Here is a 17,774-nt window from a genome sequence, read left to right as displayed (position 1 = left end):
GCTGCATGCCAGAATCAAAGAAAAAAGCGCTAGGCATCCTAGCCATTGCAGGTGTTGAACCGTATAAAGAAATACCAGGTGAAGAGTACATGTCACCTGAACAAACGCTTCATTTTACTAAAATTTTAGAAGCGTGGCGCAACCAGCTCAGGGAAGAAGTTGATCGTACTGTTCACCATATGCAGGATGAAGCAGCAAACTTCCCCGATCCCGTTGACCGTGCTTCTCAAGAAGAAGAGTTCAGCTTAGAATTACGTAACCGCGATCGTGAACGTCGTCTAATCAAGAAGATTGAAAAGACGCTGGTTAAGATCGAAGATGAAGACTTCGGTTTCTGTGATTCATGTGGTATCGAGATTGGTGTACGCCGTCTTGAAGCTCGCCCAACAGCTGATCTATGTATCGACTGTAAAACGCTTGCAGAAATTAAAGAAAAACAGATGCAGGGCTAATCGCCTTACTTTGTTTTAAAAGGGAGCTTAGGCTCCCTTTTTTGATTAACCAATGCCAACTTGATCGCTATGACCAACAATACATCATCACCTATCAACACCTCGCCTTACATTGGAAGATTTGCCCCTTCGCCTTCAGGACCTCTGCATTTTGGATCCTTAATTGCGGCGCTGGGAAGCTATTTCCAAGCAAAGTCTATGGGTGGGCAATGGTTAGTCAGAATGGAAGATTTAGATCCACCACGAGAAATGGTGGGCGCATCTAAATTAATCTTATCTGCACTGGAAGCTTATCACCTCTATTGGGATGGTGATGTGGTTTACCAAAGTAAAAGGCATGATCTTTACCAAGATCAAATCGATAAATGGCTAAGCAGCAAACAAGCCTATTATTGCCAATGCTCACGTAAGCAGATTAAACAGAGCGGCGGATTCTATAACGGTACTTGCCGAGATAAACAGCTTACCTCTACAGACAATTGTTCGATACGCTTAAAAATGGCACACCCTGTTGAGCGCTTCTTAGACCAGCGTCATGCAGAGATAACCATCCCTAAAGCGCTAGCGGAAGAAGACTTCATCATTAAACGTCGTGATGGCCTCTACGCGTATAATCTAGCGGTTGTACTCGATGACATTGACCAAGGTATCACGCAAGTCGTTCGTGGCGCCGATCTGATAGAGCCGACTGGTCGTCAAATTAGTCTGTACCGAACCTTAGGTCATGAACCGGTAAGCTATCTTCATTTACCTCTTGCGATGGATGGAAATGGGAATAAGCTATCGAAACAAAATCATGCCACCGCAATAGATGTGCGAAATCCGAAAGCAACATTACTGAATGCCATGTCATTTTTAGGGTTTGAAATAAACCAAGAAATGCAAAGCGCAAGCATCGATGAAATTATTCGTTGGGGCTGCCAAAATTGGCACTTAAAGCAACTACCTTCGCAGATCGAGATCACACCAAGATTCTCAAATGGCGTCAGCTAGGCTATGATTAGCCGCAAATAATGAGCATAACGCCATTTAGAACAGAATAAAGGCAAAGTTGGCGATACCAACTTTTTCGATAAGTTAATGAATAAAAACGACATTACTATTCGCAACGAACGCGAAAACGGAGATTTAGCCCTGAATATTATCACTCGCCAAGAGCACAATATTTCACGTAAGCAGATCAGCGATAATGCTCTAAAAGTTCTCTATCGACTAAACGGTGCCGGTTTTGATGCATTTTTAGTTGGCGGAGGTGTACGCGATCTTTTACTGGCAGAACAGCCTAAAGATTTCGACATCGCGACCAATGCGACCCCAGAACAGATCAAGCACCTCTTTAGAAACTGCCGTCTTATTGGACGTCGCTTTAGACTTGCTCACATCATGTTTGGTCGCGATATCATTGAAGTTGCAACCTTCCGTGGGCATCATCAAGAACCAAGTAAAAATGTTTCAGCTCAGTCGACTGAAGGCATGCTACTGCGTGATAACGTGTACGGCAGCGTCGATGAAGATGCCGAGCGCCGTGATTTCACCATCAACGCGATGTACTACAATATTGCTGATTACAGCATCCATGATTATGCTGACGGTATTGAAGACCTTGAAGACAAGCTGATTCGCCTGATTGGTCATCCAGAAACTCGTTACCGTGAAGATCCAGTACGCATGCTGCGCGCTATTCGCTTTGCGGCAAAACTCGATTTTGATATCGAAGAAGATACTGGCGCTCCTATCGAGGAACTCGCTCATCTTCTGCAAGATATTCCTTCAGCTCGCCTATTTGAAGAGTCATTAAAGCTACTTCAATCAGGATACGGTTTAGAGACGTACCACTTAATGCGTGAGTACAACCTATTCCAACAGATGTTCCCATCGATTGCCGAAGAGTTCACTGAAGATTACTCATCACCGACAGAGATGATGCTTGATCTGGTGCTTGATTCGACTGATCTTAGAATTGAAGATGGTAAGCGTATTAACCCAGCATTCATGTTTGCCGCTATTTTGTGGTACCCAATGAACAAACTGGCAGACAAGCTAGTCGCAGAGCAAGGTATGGCCCATTACGATGCCGTAATGGAAGCAAGCAACCTGATACTTGATAAGCAAGTGCGCTCAATAGCCATTCCTCGTCGTCATACCGCTACCATTCGCGAGATTTGGCAGCTTCAATTGCGTCTTCCTCGTCGCAATGGCAAACGCGCTTCTCGCCTTATGGAGCTGAATAAGTTCCGTGCTGGCTATGATTTCTTAGAAATGCGTGGTGAAGTTGAACAAGGCGAAACTGAGAAGCTAGCAAAATGGTGGGACACCTACCAAAAAGCGGGCCGTAATATGCGTCAAGCGATGGCAAACGAAGTCGATGGAGCACCGAATCGCTCAGGCCAAACTCGTCGTCGTAAGAATTACCGCAATAAAAAAGCGAAATCAGCAGAATGATCACAACGTACATTGCTGTAGGCAGCAACCTTACCGATCCGGTATCTCAAGCAAACCGTGCGATTGATGCGCTAAGGTTACTGCCTAAATCTGAGTTAGTGAAAGCCTCTATGCTATACAGTAGCACACCCATGGGGCCGCAAGACCAACCAGATTACATCAATGCTGTTGTTGAAATTCAAACCGAATTAACGCCACTTGAACTGCTCGACTGCACACAAGCGATTGAGCTAGAACAAGGGCGTGTCCGTAAAGATGAGCGCTGGGGTCCAAGAACCTTAGATCTCGATATTATCTTATACGGCAATGAGGTGATCGATTCCGAGCGTCTAGTCGTTCCGCATTATGGAATGAAAGAGCGTGAATTCGTGCTCTACCCGCTTGCTGAAATCGCACCAAGTTTACAACTCCCTGATGGCGAGCGACTTGCCGATCTATTAACAGTCGTTGACCAAAATGGACTCAGTATTTGGCGTTCATAACGGAAGGTTATAGCACTCCGTTTACAGCCAAACACTGATAAGGATAATCAATGAAAAAAATCACCATTAATGATCTAATCAAATGCAAGCAAGAAGGCCGCAAGTTTGCGACATCAACAGCCTATGATGCAAGCTTTGCTCAACTGTTTGAAAGCCAAGAGATGCCAGTATTATTGGTTGGCGACTCTTTAGGAATGGTACTGCAAGGTAAGAATGATACTTTGCCAGTGACGGTTGAAGATATTGCTTACCATACTAAAATGGTTCGAGCTGGTAGCCCTAACTGTCTATTAATGTCAGACATGCCATTCATGAGCTACGCGACACCTGAACAAGCTTGCGAGAACGCAGCAACCTTGATGAGAGCTGGCGCTAACATGGTTAAGATTGAAGGTGGTCGATGGTTAGTTGAAACCGTAGAGAAACTAACAGAACGCGCTGTCCCTGTTTGTGCTCACCTCGGTTTAACGCCTCAATCTGTCAATATTTTTGGTGGCTACAAGATCCAAGGTCGTGACCAAGAACAAGCAGATAAAATGGTATCTGATGCCTTAGCATTGCAGAATGCTGGAGCCCAAATCGTATTACTAGAATGCGTTCCTGCATCACTTGCTGAACGCATTACCAAAGCGTGTAATGTACCTGTTATCGGCATTGGTGCTGGCAACGTCACCGATGGTCAGATTTTGGTAATGCACGATATGTTCGGGATTTCAGCGAACTATATGCCAAAATTCTCTAAAGATTTCTTGGCTGAAACTGGAGACATGCGTAAAGCTGTCGCGAAGTACATTGCTGATGTGCAACAAGGGACTTTCCCTGATGACGCACACACCATCGCTTAGGAAAGACTATGCAAACTTTTGCTGAAATAACCGCTTTACGCGAACAGATCAAACAGTTGAAGCGTGATGGACGAACCATTGCTTTTGTTCCCACTATGGGCAACTTGCATGAAGGGCATCTTACCTTAGTGCGCAAAGCTCGTGAACATGCCGATATCGTCATCGTGAGTATTTTTGTGAATCCTATGCAGTTCGAACGTGCAGACGATTTAACAAACTACCCACGCACGTTAGAGGACGATTTAAGCAAACTTAACGGCGAAGCGGTCGATCTCGTCTTTACTCCGACGCCAGAGATCATGTACCCAGGCGGTTTGGATAAACAGACCTCTGTTGAAGTGCCTGGCTTATCACAAATGCTGGAAGGTGTTTCTCGTCCGGGTCATTTCCGTGGTGTTTCCACCATAGTGACGAAGCTATTCAACATCGTTCAACCCGATGTCGCTTGCTTTGGCGAAAAAGATTACCAACAGCTTGCTGTGATACGTCAAATGACGATTGACCTTGCGTTAGATATCAAAATTATTGGTGTACCAACAGTCCGTGAAATGGACGGCTTAGCGCTTAGCTCACGTAATGGCTTACTGACCATTGATCAGCGCCAGCGAGCTCCTGTGTTAGCGAGAACCATGCGCTGGATAAGCAGTGCTATCCGTGGTGGCCGTGATGATTACGCTTCTGTGATTGAAGATGCGAGCGATCAACTACGTGCCGCAGGCTTACAACCAGATGAAATCTTCATTCGTGATGCGAGCACTCTACAAGCGGTATCAGCGGAAAGCAGCCAAGCGGTAATTTTAATGTCCGCATTCTTAGGTCAAGCTCGTTTAATTGATAACCAAGTTTTGGATCTAGCTGCGGAAGTAAAAGAGCCGGAAACCACAGAAGAAAAAGCAGAGTAGTCGTTTATTATTAACTGTTCACCTAATAAAAAGGCGCAATCACGAATGATTGCGCCTTTTTAATTTAAAGCTACTGGCTAAGATATTACTTTTCTTAATTACGTAAGCTTAACTGCGTAAACCAATGCCTTTTGTCACTAAGTAGTGAGCCACTGCATAAAGAGCCACAATAAACACACCCAGAACCGTAAAAGACGTCACAATACCTACATCTGAAACACCCAAGAAGCCATATCTGAATGCATTAACCATGTAGACTATCGGGTTCAATTTAGACACGCCTTGCCAGAATTCAGGCAGCAGACTGATTGAGTAGAAAACCCCACCCAAGTATGTCAACGGTGTCAGAATAAAGGTTGGAATAATCGAGATATCATCAAACGTTCGTGCAAATACCGCATTAATTAATCCACCAAGCGCAAACACAATCGACGTTAAGAAAACCGTCGCAATGATGACACCCCAGTGATCAACTTGTAGATCGACAAAAAACAGTGAAACGAATGTTACGATCGTACCAACAAGTAAACCTCGTACGACTCCCCCCATCACGAAACCTGCGATAATGACATAGTTTGGAACCGGGGCCACCAGTAGTTCTTCGATGTTTTTTTGGAACTTAGCACTAAAAAATGAGGAGGCGACATTCGAATACGAGTTGGTGATCACCGACATCATGATCAAACCAGGGACGATGTATTCCATATAGCTAAAGCCATTCATTTCACCGATTCGAGCACCAATCAGGTTACCGAAAATGATGAAGTAGAGTGTCATAGTGATTGCTGGCGGAACCAAAGTTTGCACCCAAATACGAGTGAATCGGTTCACCTCTTTCGTTAATAAGCTACAAAAAGCGGTCCAATATAAGCTGTACATATTATTGCCCCCCCTCACGAACAATACTCACAAATAACTCCTCTAAACGGTTCGCTTTATTACGCATCGAGAGCACTTTTACGCCCTGTTCACTTAGTTGAGCAAAAATAGCGTTTAAGCCTAAATTCTTATCAATTTCGATTTCTAAAGAGCCATTAACCATCACCTGGCTATTTACTCCATCGAGCTTAGGTTCTGGAGTTCCTTCTTCTAAATCCAAAATGAAGGTCTCAACACTCAGTTTGCCAAGCAGTGATTTCATGCTGGTATTCTCAATCAGCTCACCACGATTAATGATGCCGATATTGCGACATAGCATCTCCGCTTCTTCCAAGTAGTGAGTAGTCAGGATAATCGTAATGCCCAACTTCTCATTAATACCTTGAAGGAACTCCCACATAGAGCGACGCAGTTCAATATCAACACCCGCGGTTGGTTCATCAAGAATCAGCAACTGTGGCTCATGCATTAGAGCGCGAGCGATCATCAGACGACGCTTCATACCACCCGATAGGTTACGAGCACGTTCGCCGCGCTTTTCCCACAAATCTAACTGAGATAGGTACTTTTTAGCTCGTTCTTTCGCCAATGCTTTTGGTACACCGTAATAACCCGCTTGCTGTAGAACGATCTGTTCTACCGTTTCAAATGGATTAAAGTTGAACTCTTGTGGCACCAACCCTAAGTTCTGTTTTGCCAACTCAAGATCAGTATCAATGTTGTATCCGAATACCTTAACCTTACCTGATGTCTTGTTAACAAGAGACGAGATAATGCCAATAGTCGTCGATTTACCCGCACCATTGGGGCCTAACAAGGCGTAAAAATCACCTTTTTTAACACTTAAGCTGACGCCTTTTAAAGCTTCGAAGCCGCCAGCGTAAGTCTTGCGTAACTGTTCTATTTCTAATGCGTACATTGCTTTTACCCTTCAAGCTAAGCAGGTAATTGATTATGGCCGACAGTCTATCGTCGAATGACGATTAAAGCAATGAAACCTCACCGACTCTTATTAATTAATGAATCTTATCAATTGATGCCGCGCGAAATTTCGTCACAAAAAAGCCGCTGAACTTTAACTATTCAACGGCTTAGCACCTCTACTACGTTCTATCGATCCTCTAATAATCAGTTATCATTAACACCGACATATTCGAGTGCTGCATTCAACGCTTCATACCTGAACTTGAAACTATTATGTTCTGGCACTAAATCCAAAACATGAAACTTCTCTAATTGCTCTAACGTGCTTTCATTAGGGCAAAGTAAATAGACCTCACAGTTCGTATCCAACGCATCTTTTATGGCATTTTCTAACGCAAGACCCACCGTTACGTCGATCATTGGCACATCGCTTAAATCTAAAATCATCGCGTCATAGTCATCAATACTATTGTGTTGGCGTGAAATCGCTTTCGAAACGCTGAAAATCATTGGGCCAGAGAGGTAAAAGAACAACACCTTTCCATTCGCTTGATCAAGCAAGGATCTTTCGCTGTCAGTTAACGGGACATCATTGTCATCAGCATCACTGATGGCCTTTACTTTTCTCGCCTGTTCACGGCTTAATCGCTCAATAATGATGATGTTAGAAATGAAAACGCCCAAACCAACCGCCGCGATTAAATCGACAAATACCGTCAGAAGCATTACCCCATACATAATCGCCATGCCTTGTAGGCTGACTTTATGAGCGCGCTGGATGAAACTCCAATCCAATATATTGAAGCCAACGTATACTGCAATTCCCGCCAAAACTGCCATTGGAATCGGTTCAGTGAGTGAGCCTGCCACTAATACAACTAAGGCTAAGACTAAAGCTCGGATCACTCCAGAAAGAGGCGAACGCGCACCCACTTGGATATTGGTCACCGTTCCCATCGTAGCCCCTGCGCCCGGTAATGCACCAAACAAACCAGACAACATATTGGCTAAACCTTGGCCTCTCAGTTCCTTATCTGAATCATGATCTTTACGAGTTAGAGAATCTCCAATAACAGCCGTTAGCAGCGTATCAATACAACCTAGAGTCCCTAATACCAACGCATCAATGACCATCGCAGTGAACATTTCAGCGTTTACCGTTGGAATAACAAGAGATGGTAAACCCGCTGGAATTTCACCGATTCGACGAATACTGTCAGTATCAAAAATGATGACCGACAGTAAAGTGACCACAATCAGCGCCACAAGCTGAGCGGGCATATATTTACGATATTTATCCGGCAATAAGAACAGAATAAGCAGAGTCAAAATGCCCAAGAATAACTCTCCAAACTGAATGTTGGAGAGTGTTTCAGGCAAGGCATTCAATGTTCCCATTACGCCACCGGATGGGGCTGGGTGCCCTAACAGTGGGGAGAGTTGGAGGATGATCAGTATTACACCAATTCCCGACATAAAGCCGGAAATGACACTATATGGCATCAAAGTTATATATTTTCCTAACTTTAAAGTACCTATTAAAATTTGAAAAGCGCCAGCCATCATCACCACAGTAAATGTCATCGCCATACCGGTTTCAGGATAGCGAGCCATCATACTGGTCATGACCGCCGTCATGATCACCGTCATTGGACCTGTTGGTTCGGAGATTAAGCTTGATGAGCCACCAAAAAGTGCAGCGAATAACCCCACCATAATCGCGCCCCACAACCCGGCCTCGGCTCCTGCCCCAGAAGCAACACCAAACGCTAATGCCAAAGGAAGTGAAATGATGGCAGTCGTGACACCACCGAACATGTCTCCCTTAAAATTCATATCTTTAAAACGACTTCCAAACAAAATATGGCTCCTGCCAATAGAAAACGGGGATGAATATAAGCTTAACAAATCTCACATCGATAATTGAGCACTCTCATTATCTCCGTCATCATGAGTTATAACTGAAAGTTAGGATCAGCGCTAAGTTAATGATTTTTGCCTCTAGAACACGTCAGATGAGTACGTTTTAACTGATTTTTTACACGACCGAATTTGTAACATTGTGTATAGTGATGAAAGATCATTAAGGGAAGTAAGATGCCAGAAATTAAACAACTTTTTGAAAATAACTCAAAATGGTCAGAGTCGATCAGATCCAACCAGCCAGAGTATTTTGCAAAACTAGAGGACGGCCAAAATCCAGGATTTCTTTGGATAGGTTGCTCAGATAGTCGAGTTCCAGCAGAACGTTTAACAGGGCTTCATTCTGGGGAACTTTTTGTCCACCGAAACGTAGCGAACCAAGTAATTCATACCGATTTGAATTGTCTTTCTGTCGTGCAGTATGCGGTTGATGTTCTTAAAGTGAATCACATCATTGTGTGCGGTCACTATGGTTGTGGCGGAGTAAATGCGGCCATTGATAACCCTCAACTTGGTTTAATCAACAACTGGTTGCTTCATATCCGAGACCTGTATTTAAAGCACCGTAGTTTTCTTGCTGAAATGCCTCGAGAACGTTGGGCAGATAAGCTATGCGAAATTAATGTTGCAGAGCAAGTGTATAACTTGGGTAACTCGACTGTACTTCAAAATGCGTGGGAGCAGGGTCAAGATATTCAAGTCCATGGCGTAGTCTATGGTATCGGAGATGGCAAGTTAGAAGATATTGGTATGCGCTGCTCCAGTAGGGAAAGCCTAGAAACCTCGTACCATGCTGCGATTAAGAAAATACTCAGCTCAAAAGAGCTACTAACCAGTATTGATGATTAAAACTCATAAAATTAAAAATGCCCGCTAACTTAAGCGGGCATTTTATTATATCAACGTCTGAAAATTCTATTCCTGAGGTACAACTTTGCCGATGTACGGTAGGTGACGATATTTCTGTGCGTAATCGATTCCCACACCAACGACAAACTCATCTGGGATTTCAAAACCGATCCATTTAACATCCACATGCACTTCACGACGCGATGGTTTATCGAGCAAAGTACAGATCTGAATCGATTTAGGTTCACGCAGTGATAAAATTTCGCAAACCTTGTTTAACGTGTTACCCGTATCGATGATGTCTTCCACCAGCAAAACATCTTTGCCTTTAATATCATCATCTAGATCTTTCAAGATACGCACATCACGCGAACTCGACATTGTATTGCCGTAGCTAGATGCGGTCATGAAATCCACTTGGTGTGTTATGTCAATGGCACGAGCTAAATCAGCCATGAAGACAAATGAACCACGTAGCAGACCAACCATGACTAAATCTTCGCTGCCTTGATAGTGTTCAGTAATTTGCTGACCTAATACACGCACTCGTTCCTGAACTTCTTGTTCTGGAATCATAACTTCAACTGTATGTTTCATACCAATCTCGATTTGTAGGGTGTTAACTACATCGATTTTATAGCAAAAATCATGTAGCTCCATAAACTCGCGCTTATCTTAACACTGCTACGCCTCATAGTTAAATGTTTAACCTTGCTGCGATGATTAGAATAAATTTCATACGCAAACCATTGCTTTTCTCATTACTGATATAATTGTCTACTAATTCGCCATTAGTTATTGACCTATTTCATATGCACCATTACACTCATACCGCTTTAAGCAATAAATATAATAATCAATTAGAAACAACTCACGGCAAGGAAAATAAAATGGACTCAATAGCTAAGAGACCAAGAACAAGGCTTTCTCCTCAACGACGCAAACATCAGCTGATGGAAATTGCGTTAGAAGTATTCGCTCGTCGTGGCATAGGACGTGGTGGTCATGCAGATATTGCAGAAATCGCCCAAGTCTCTGTTGCCACTGTATTTAACTACTTCCCGACTAGAGAAGATTTAGTCGATGAAGTGTTAAACCATGTGGTTCGTCAATTCTCGAACTTCCTATCTGACACCATCGATCTCGATCTACACGCAAAAGAAAACTTGCATAACATCACCTCTGAAATGGTGAGTTTAGTGATCAATGATTGCTACTGGTTAAAAGTGTGGTTTGAATGGAGCGCATCAACACGTGACGAAGTATGGCCTCTGTTTGTTACAACAAATAGAACCAGCCAACTGCTCGTTCAAAATATGTTTGCTAAAGCGATAGAGCGTGGCGAAGTCTGTGATCAACATGAGCCAGAGCATTTGGCTAATTTGTTCCACGGCGTATGCTACTCGCTATTTGTGCAAGCGAATCGAAACCCAGACCTAGAGAGCATACAAGCCTTGCTTACGAGCTATCTAGACATGTTATGTATTTACAAGCGTGAAAATCACTAATTTATTCGCGTTACCAGCGGATAAAACCGCCGTGTAATCCAGAATAAATAAATGGAAAGGCTGATATTTATATCGGCCTTTTTTAATCCGTGGTCTTTTGTACTTTGTACTTCATAGCTTCATAGCTTCATAGCTTCATAGCTTCATTACGACAAATATCACGCTGATAAATTTTAGACACAAAAAAAACCGCTGACTTATCAGCGGTTTTTATTCTTTTAAAAGCTCTTATCTCGAAGTGATTTAGCGAATAATGCTAATGTACAACTTACTTCTTCTTAACTGCTTTTTTGTTTGGTAGGTCAGTGATTGAACCTTCAAATACTTCCGCAGCTAGACCCACAGACTCATGTAGAGTTGGGTGAGCGTGGATAGTAAGTGCGATGTCTTCTGCATCACAACCCATCTCGATAGCAAGACCGATTTCACCAAGAAGTTCACCACCGTTAGTACCGACGATAGCACCACCAATGACACGGTGAGTCTCTTTATCAAAAATAAGCTTAGTCATACCATCAGCGCAGTCAGATGCAATCGCACGGCCTGATGCAGCCCAAGGGAAAGAGGCAACTTCATAGTTAAGGCCTTCTTCTTTCGCTTCTTTCTCTGTCTTACCTACCCAAGCGACTTCTGGCTCAGTGTACGCAATTGATGGGATTACTTTAGGGTCGAAGTAGTGCTTCTTGCCTGAAATAACTTCAGCAGCAACGTGGCCTTCATGCACACCTTTATGAGCAAGCATTGGTTGACCAACCACATCACCGATAGCATGGATGTGATCTACGTTTGTACGCATTTGCTTATCTACGTTAATGAAACCACGTTCATCAACTTCGATACCCGCTTTTTCAGCATCGATCAGTTTACCATTTGGTACACGGCCGATAGCAACAAGAACGGCATCGTAACGCTCAGCTTCTGCTGGTGCTTTTTTGCCTTCCATCGAAACGTAAATACCATCTTCTTTCGCTTCAACTGCTGTTACTTTAGTTTGTAACATCAGCTTAAATTTGTTCTTAATACGCTTAGTGTAAACTTTAACGATGTCTTTATCCGCAGCAGGGATAACTTGATCGAACATCTCTACAACTTCAACTTTAGAACCTAGAGAGTGATATACCGTACCCATTTCAAGACCGATGATACCACCGCCCATGATAAGTAGCTTTTCAGGTACTTCTTTCAGTTCAAGTGCATCCGTAGAGTCCCAAATGCGTGGGTCTTCATGAGGAATAAACGGTAACTTGATTGGGCGAGAACCCGCTGCAATGATAGCGTTGTCAAAGTTAACCGTTGTTGGCTCGCCTTCGCCTTCAACAAGAATGCTGTTAGGACCTGTGAATTTACCGAAACCATTAACAACTGTAACATCACGCATCTTAGCCATACCGCCAAGACCGCCAGTCAGTTGAGTGACAACTTTATCTTTCCAAATACGGATCTTGTTAATATCAGTTTGAGGCTCACCAAATACAACACCGTGATCAGCCATCGCTTTTGCTTCTTCGATAACTTTAGATACATGAAGCAATGCTTTTGATGGGATACAACCCACATTCAAACATACACCACCAAGCGTGTTGTAGCGTTCAACTAATACCGTTTCTAGACCTAAATCTGCACAACGGAATGCCGCTGAATAACCAGCAGGACCTGAACCAAGTACAACAACTTGGGCTTTAATTTCTTTGCTCATTGTGACCTCTTGTAGTCATTATCCCTAACAGGCTGAATGGGTAAACCTAAAATAGAATGTCGCTTTCAAACGGTACATATTTTACAGAGATGTTAACAGTGTGAAAGCAAGATTAGGTTAGCCTGTGAGCTAGACAACAATTCATCTCATGAAATTCTGATTTATAGAAAAACGATGATGAATATTGTCTACTAATTCTGTGTGTTAAAAATTAAGGTGACCCGAAAGTCACCTTAATAATTGCTTTCTAAAGTACTAGGCGACGAATGTCTGACAATGCACTATTTAAGAAAGTAATGAATCGCGCACCTTCTGCGCCATCGATCACTCGGTGATCGTACGACAGAGAAAGAGGAAGCTGTAAGCGAGGTTCAAAATCTTTACCATTCCATACTGGTTTGATTTCAGATTTAGATACACCAAGGATACCCACTTCTGGCGCATTTACGATTGGTGTAAATGCTGTGCCACCAATACCGCCAAGGCTTGAGATTGTGAAACAACCGCCTTGCATATCAGCAGCAGTAAGCTTACCTGCACGTGCTTTCTTCGAAATAGCCATTAGCTCTTCAGATAGCTCGTAAATACCTTTTTTGTTCACATCTTTAAAGACTGGAACAACTAGGCCATTAGGCGTATCAACCGCGATACCTACGTTTACGTATTTCTTAAGGATGATACTTTCACCATCTTCAGAAATAGAAGAGTTAAACGCTGGGAATGCTTCTAATGCTTTAGCAACAGCTTTCATGATGAACACAAGTGGTGTGATCTTCATGCCTGTATCTTTCTTCGCTTCGATTGCATTCTGTTCTTTACGGAATGCTTCTAGCTCAGTGATATCAGCATTGTCCCACTGTGTAACGTGAGGGATCATTACCCAGTTACGATGTAGGTTAGCACCAGAGATCTTCTTAATTTTAGAAAGCTTCTGAACTTCAGTCTCGCCGAACTTGCTGAAGTCAACTTTTGGCCAAGGAAGAAGACCAAGAGCAGAACCGTCACCGCCTTTCGCTGAAGCCGCAGCACCAGATTCAAGACGCTTCAGCGCTTCCTTCACAAAGCTTTGTACATCTTCTTTCAAGATACGGCTCTTACGGCCAGTACCTTTAACTTTAGTTAGGTTAACGCCAAATTCACGCGCTAAACGACGAACGACTGGTGAAGCATGTGCGTAATCATTGTTCTCTTGGAAATCACCCGCAGTTGGTGCTTCAACTTTAGCAGCAGGAGCCGCTGGTGCTGAAGGCGCTTGAGCTGCTGGAGCCGCCGCTTGAGGAGCAACAGGTGCAGCCCCTTCAACAACAAACGTCATGATTAAAGAGCCAGTTGACACTGTATCGCCCGCTGCAATCTTGATCTCTTTCACTGTACCCGCGAACGGTGCAGGAACTTCCATTGAAGCTTTGTCGCCTTCAACAGTAATTAGAGATTGCTCTTCTTCTACTGTATCGCCAACTGCTACCATGATTTCAGTAACTTCTACTTCGTCACCACCGATATCAGGAACGTTCACTTCTTTTTCAGCAGATGCTGCTGGAGCCGCTGCAACTGGTGCCGCCGCAGGAGCCGGTGTTGGTGCTGAGCCAGCCACTTCGCCTGTTTCTACAGAGAAAATCATTACTAGAGAGCCAGTAGATACTGAATCACCAGAAGCGATCTTGATTTCTTTAACGATACCAGCGAATGGTGCAGGAACTTCCATTGAAGCCTTATCACCTTCAACAGTAAGAAGAGATTGCTCTTCTTCTACTGCGTCGCCGACAGCAACCATAATTTCAGTTACTTCAACTTCATCGCCGCCAATGTCAGGAACGTGAACTTCTTTAAGCTCAGCAACTGATGCAGCAGGCGCAGCTACAGGAGCGGCTTCAACTGCTGGAGCAGCCGGTGCTGCTGCACCTTCCGCTTCGCCACTTTCTTCAACGAACAGCATAATTAGAGAACCAGTAGAAACAGAATCACCTTCTGAAATCTTGATTTCTTTAACGATACCCGCTTGAGACGCAGGAACTTCCATTGAAGCTTTGTCGCCTTCAACAGTGATCAGTGACTGCTCTTCTTCAACCTTGTCGCCAACGTTTACAAGAATCTCAGTTACTTCAACCTCGTCAGCACCGATGTCTGGTACATTAATTTCGATTGTCATTGTATTTACCTACCTTAATGCCAGTCTTATGCGTATTGCGGGTTAATTTTGTCTGCGTCGATGCCGAATTTAGCAATTGCTTCAGCAACTACTGATTTCTCGATATCACCACGTTTAGCCAGTTCAGTTAGTGCTGCAACTACAACGTAGCCTGCATTTACTTCAAAGTGACGACGTAGGTTTTCACGGCTATCTGAACGACCGAAACCATCTGTACCAAGTACTTTGTAAGACTCAGTTGGCATGTACGCACGTACTTGCTCAGCGTAGTTCTTCATGTAATCCGTTACTGCGATTGCAGGCTCGTTACCAAGAACCGTTGTGATGTACGGTACTTTCTCTTCAGCTTCAGGGTGAAGCATGTTGTCACGCTCAACCGCTTGACCGTCACGAGTCAGTTCGTTGAAAGACGTTACAGAGAATACGTCAGATGCTACGCCATACTCTTCGCTCAGGATTTGTGCTGCTTTACGCGCTTCGTTCATGATAGTACCAGAGCTCATTAGCTGAACTTTAGACTTCGAACCAGCGTAAGACTCAAGCTTGTAGATACCTTTACGAATGCCTTCTTCAGCGCCTTCTGGCATTGCTGGCATTGCGTAGTTCTCGTTCATTACGGTTAGGTAGTAGTAGACGTTCTCTTGGTTCTCACCGTACATGCGACGGATACCGTCTTGCATGATTACCGCTAGCTCGTAAGCAAACGTTGGGTCGTAAGAGATACAGTTAGGAACTGTGTTCGCCATGATGTGCGAGTGACCATCTTCATGCTGTAGACCTTCGCCGTTTAGCGTTGTACGGCCTGCAGTAGCACCCAGTAGGAAACCACGAGCTTGTTGGTCACCAGCTAGCCATGCCATGTCACCAATACGTTGGAAACCGAACATTGAGTAGTAGATGTAGAACGGGATCATTGGTAGATCGTTCGTGCTGTATGAAGTTGCAGCAGCAACCCATGAAGCCATAGAACCTAGCTCATTGATACCTTCTTGAAGAACTTGACCAGACGTTGCTTCTTTGTAGTAAGAAACGATGCCTTTATCTTCAGGCGTGTAGTCTTGACCGTGCGGGTTGTAGATACCAACCTGACGGAATAGACCTTCCATGCCGAAGGTACGTGCTTCATCACAAATGATAGGAACGATGTTCTTACCAATGTTCTTATCTTTAAGAAGGATGTTTAGCGTACGTACATAAGCCATTGTGGTTGAGATATCACGCTTTTGCTCACCAAGTAGAGGGGCAAATGCATCAAGCTCAGGCACTTTAAATTCTTGAGTAAACTTAGGTAGACGCTTAGGCGTGTAACCGTGCAGTGCATTACGACGTGCATGCATGTACTCGTATTCAGCAGAACCTTCTTCCAGTTTCAGGTAAGGAAGCTCTTTGATTTTCTCATCAGAAAGAATGTCTTCTAGACCTAAACGATCACGTAGGTGTTGAACATGAGTCATGTCCATTTTCTTAACACCGTGTGCAATGTTTTTGCCTTCAGCTGCATCACCCATGCCGTAACCTTTTACCGTTTTAGCTAGGATTACAGTCGGCTTACCACCTGTCTCTTTTGCATTGTTGAATGCAGCGAACAGTTTAGAAGAATCATGACCACCACGCTTAAGCGCGAAGATTTCATCATCAGTCATGTCTGCAACGAGTGCAGCTGTTTCAGGGTACTTACCAAAGAAGTGCTCACGTACATAAGCGCCATCTTTAGATTTAAATGTTTGGTAGTCACCATCGATAGTTTCATTCATTAACTGAAGAAGCTTACCAGATGTGTCTTTAGCTAGTAGAGAATCCCAGTTGCTGCCCCAGATAACTTTAACAACGTTCCAACCTGCGCCTTTAAATAGGCCTTCAAGTTCTTGGATAATGCTACCGTTACCCATTACAGGGCCATCTAAACGCTGTAGGTTACAGTTGATTAGGAAACATAGGTTATCCAGTTTTTCACGAGCAGCGAAAGAGATCGCACCACGTGATTCTGGCTCATCCATTTCGCCATCACCTAGGAAAGCGTAAACACGTTGAGCGCCAGTCTCTTTCATGCCACGACCTTCAAGATACTTAAGGAAGCGAGCTTGATAGATAGCAGAAATAGGGCCAAGACCCATAGATACTGTAGGGAACTGCCAGAATTCAGGCATCAACTTAGGGTGCGGGTAAGAAGGGATACCTTTACCATCAACTTCTTGACGGAAGTTATCTAACTGCTCTTCAGTCAGACGACCTTCAACGAATGCACGAGAGTAGATACCAGGAGAGATGTGACCTTGGTAGTAAACTAGATCGCCGCCATCTGTCTCGTTTGGAGCGCGGAAGAAGTGGTTAAAACAAACTTCATAGAACGCCGCAGCAGATTGGTAAGACGCCATGTGGCCGCCCAAGTCCAAATCTTTTTTCGAAGCACGCAATACGATCATGATGGCATTCCAACGAATGATCGAACGAATACGACGCTCAAGAGTCACATCACCTGGGTAAGCTGGCTCTTGTGTTGCTGGAATGGTGTTGATGTAGTTAGTGTTAATACCTGTTGGCATATCAACACCATCTAAACGTGCTTTATCTAGAACTTGCTCTAGTAAATATTGTGCACGTTCTACGCCTTCTTCGCGTACTACTGACTCAAGCGCTTCTAGCCAATCTTGAGTTTCCAGTGCATCAACGTCATGCTTCATGTCAGACATGGCGGTCTATCCTTTTTGTTAGTTGGATTCTAC

At 43.8% G+C, this 17,774-nt stretch carries 15 protein-coding genes; 8 read left to right on the top strand and 7 right to left on the bottom strand.

The window, feature by feature from the left end; translation table 11 throughout:
• Positions 1-5 precede the first annotated feature (5 nt).
• From dksA to panC, 6 genes are all read left to right on the top strand, one after another.
• Positions 6-452: an RNA polymerase-binding protein DksA gene (gene dksA, locus OCV39_RS02625; protein WP_017054149.1), complete on the top strand. Its 447-nt coding sequence runs from the start codon at positions 6-8 to the stop codon at positions 450-452.
• Between the two features lie 69 nt (positions 453-521).
• Positions 522-1,445 carry a tRNA glutamyl-Q(34) synthetase GluQRS gene (gene gluQRS / locus OCV39_RS02620; protein ID WP_261888870.1) on the top strand — a complete coding sequence of 308 codons (924 nt, stop codon included), beginning with the start codon at positions 522-524 and terminating at the stop codon, positions 1,443-1,445.
• Between the two features lie 87 nt (positions 1,446-1,532).
• Positions 1,533-2,894 (top strand): polynucleotide adenylyltransferase PcnB, encoded by a 1,362-nt coding sequence (gene pcnB / locus OCV39_RS02615; RefSeq protein WP_017054151.1) that lies wholly within the window; start codon positions 1,533-1,535, stop codon positions 2,892-2,894.
• Positions 2,891-3,376, top strand: coding sequence for a 2-amino-4-hydroxy-6-hydroxymethyldihydropteridine diphosphokinase (gene folK / locus OCV39_RS02610; protein ID WP_261888869.1), 486 nt, complete (start codon positions 2,891-2,893; stop codon positions 3,374-3,376). The genes pcnB and folK overlap by 4 nt, the downstream gene beginning before the upstream one ends.
• Before the next feature lie 50 nt (positions 3,377-3,426).
• Positions 3,427-4,221: a 3-methyl-2-oxobutanoate hydroxymethyltransferase gene (gene panB, locus OCV39_RS02605; protein ID WP_017054153.1), complete on the top strand. Its 795-nt coding sequence runs from the start codon at positions 3,427-3,429 to the stop codon at positions 4,219-4,221.
• Positions 4,222-4,229: 8 nt separating this feature from the next.
• Positions 4,230-5,123, top strand: a complete 894-nt coding sequence (panC, locus tag OCV39_RS02600) for a pantoate--beta-alanine ligase (RefSeq protein ID WP_017054154.1) — start codon at positions 4,230-4,232, stop codon at positions 5,121-5,123.
• Positions 5,124-5,231: 108 nt separating this feature from the next.
• Here panC and OCV39_RS02595 read toward each other — a convergent pair whose 3' ends face one another.
• The 3 genes from OCV39_RS02595 to OCV39_RS02585 all read right to left on the bottom strand — a co-directional run bounded on the left by OCV39_RS02595 (position 5,232) and on the right by OCV39_RS02585 (position 8,786).
• Positions 5,232-6,002 carry an ABC transporter permease gene (locus OCV39_RS02595; RefSeq protein WP_113799247.1) on the bottom strand — a complete coding sequence of 257 codons (771 nt, stop codon included), beginning with the start codon at positions 6,000-6,002 and terminating at the stop codon, positions 5,232-5,234.
• Position 6,003: 1 nt separating this feature from the next.
• Entirely contained in the window at positions 6,004-6,921 is a 918-nt protein-coding gene (locus OCV39_RS02590; RefSeq protein ID WP_113799249.1) for an ABC transporter ATP-binding protein, read from the bottom strand.
• 209 nt (positions 6,922-7,130) lie between these two features.
• The gene (locus tag OCV39_RS02585) at positions 7,131-8,786 is read right to left on the bottom strand and encodes a SulP family inorganic anion transporter (protein WP_261888868.1); all 1,656 of its coding nucleotides are present in this window, start codon (positions 8,784-8,786) and stop codon (positions 7,131-7,133) included.
• A 237-nt stretch (positions 8,787-9,023) separates the two neighbouring features.
• On the opposite strand from OCV39_RS02585, the gene can reads away from it, so the two are divergent.
• Entirely contained in the window at positions 9,024-9,698 is a 675-nt protein-coding gene (gene can, locus OCV39_RS02580) for a carbonate dehydratase (protein WP_113799251.1), read from the top strand.
• A 66-nt stretch (positions 9,699-9,764) separates the two neighbouring features.
• Here the strand turns inward: can and hpt are convergent, their stop codons facing one another.
• Entirely contained in the window at positions 9,765-10,295 is a 531-nt protein-coding gene (gene hpt, locus OCV39_RS02575; RefSeq protein ID WP_113799309.1) for a hypoxanthine phosphoribosyltransferase, read from the bottom strand.
• Between the two features lie 293 nt (positions 10,296-10,588).
• Here hpt and OCV39_RS02570 point away from each other — a divergent pair, with 293 nt between their 5' ends.
• A complete protein-coding gene (locus OCV39_RS02570; protein WP_017054160.1) occupies positions 10,589-11,206 on the top strand; it encodes a LuxR/HapR/OpaR family quorum-sensing transcriptional regulator in 618 nt (205 codons plus the stop codon).
• A gap of 268 nt (positions 11,207-11,474) precedes the next feature.
• On the opposite strand, the gene lpdA is transcribed toward OCV39_RS02570, so the two are convergent.
• The 3 genes from lpdA to aceE all read right to left on the bottom strand — a co-directional run bounded on the left by lpdA (position 11,475) and on the right by aceE (position 17,741).
• Positions 11,475-12,902, bottom strand: a complete 1,428-nt coding sequence (gene lpdA, locus OCV39_RS02565; protein ID WP_017054161.1) for a dihydrolipoyl dehydrogenase — start codon at positions 12,900-12,902, stop codon at positions 11,475-11,477.
• A 247-nt stretch (positions 12,903-13,149) separates the two neighbouring features.
• Positions 13,150-15,051: a pyruvate dehydrogenase complex dihydrolipoyllysine-residue acetyltransferase gene (aceF, locus tag OCV39_RS02560; RefSeq protein WP_261888867.1), complete on the bottom strand. Its 1,902-nt coding sequence runs from the start codon at positions 15,049-15,051 to the stop codon at positions 13,150-13,152.
• Positions 15,052-15,077: 26 nt separating this feature from the next.
• Positions 15,078-17,741, bottom strand: coding sequence for a pyruvate dehydrogenase (acetyl-transferring), homodimeric type (aceE, locus tag OCV39_RS02555; RefSeq protein WP_261888866.1), 2,664 nt, complete (start codon positions 17,739-17,741; stop codon positions 15,078-15,080).
• Between the last annotated feature and the right edge of the window lie 33 nt (positions 17,742-17,774).

This window comes from Vibrio cortegadensis, from assembly GCF_024347395.1.
GTDB classification, from domain to species: domain Bacteria; phylum Pseudomonadota; class Gammaproteobacteria; order Enterobacterales; family Vibrionaceae; genus Vibrio; species Vibrio cortegadensis.
The sequence above is the reverse complement of the archived record's forward strand: the minus strand, read 5'-3'. Positions and strand labels throughout refer to the sequence as shown.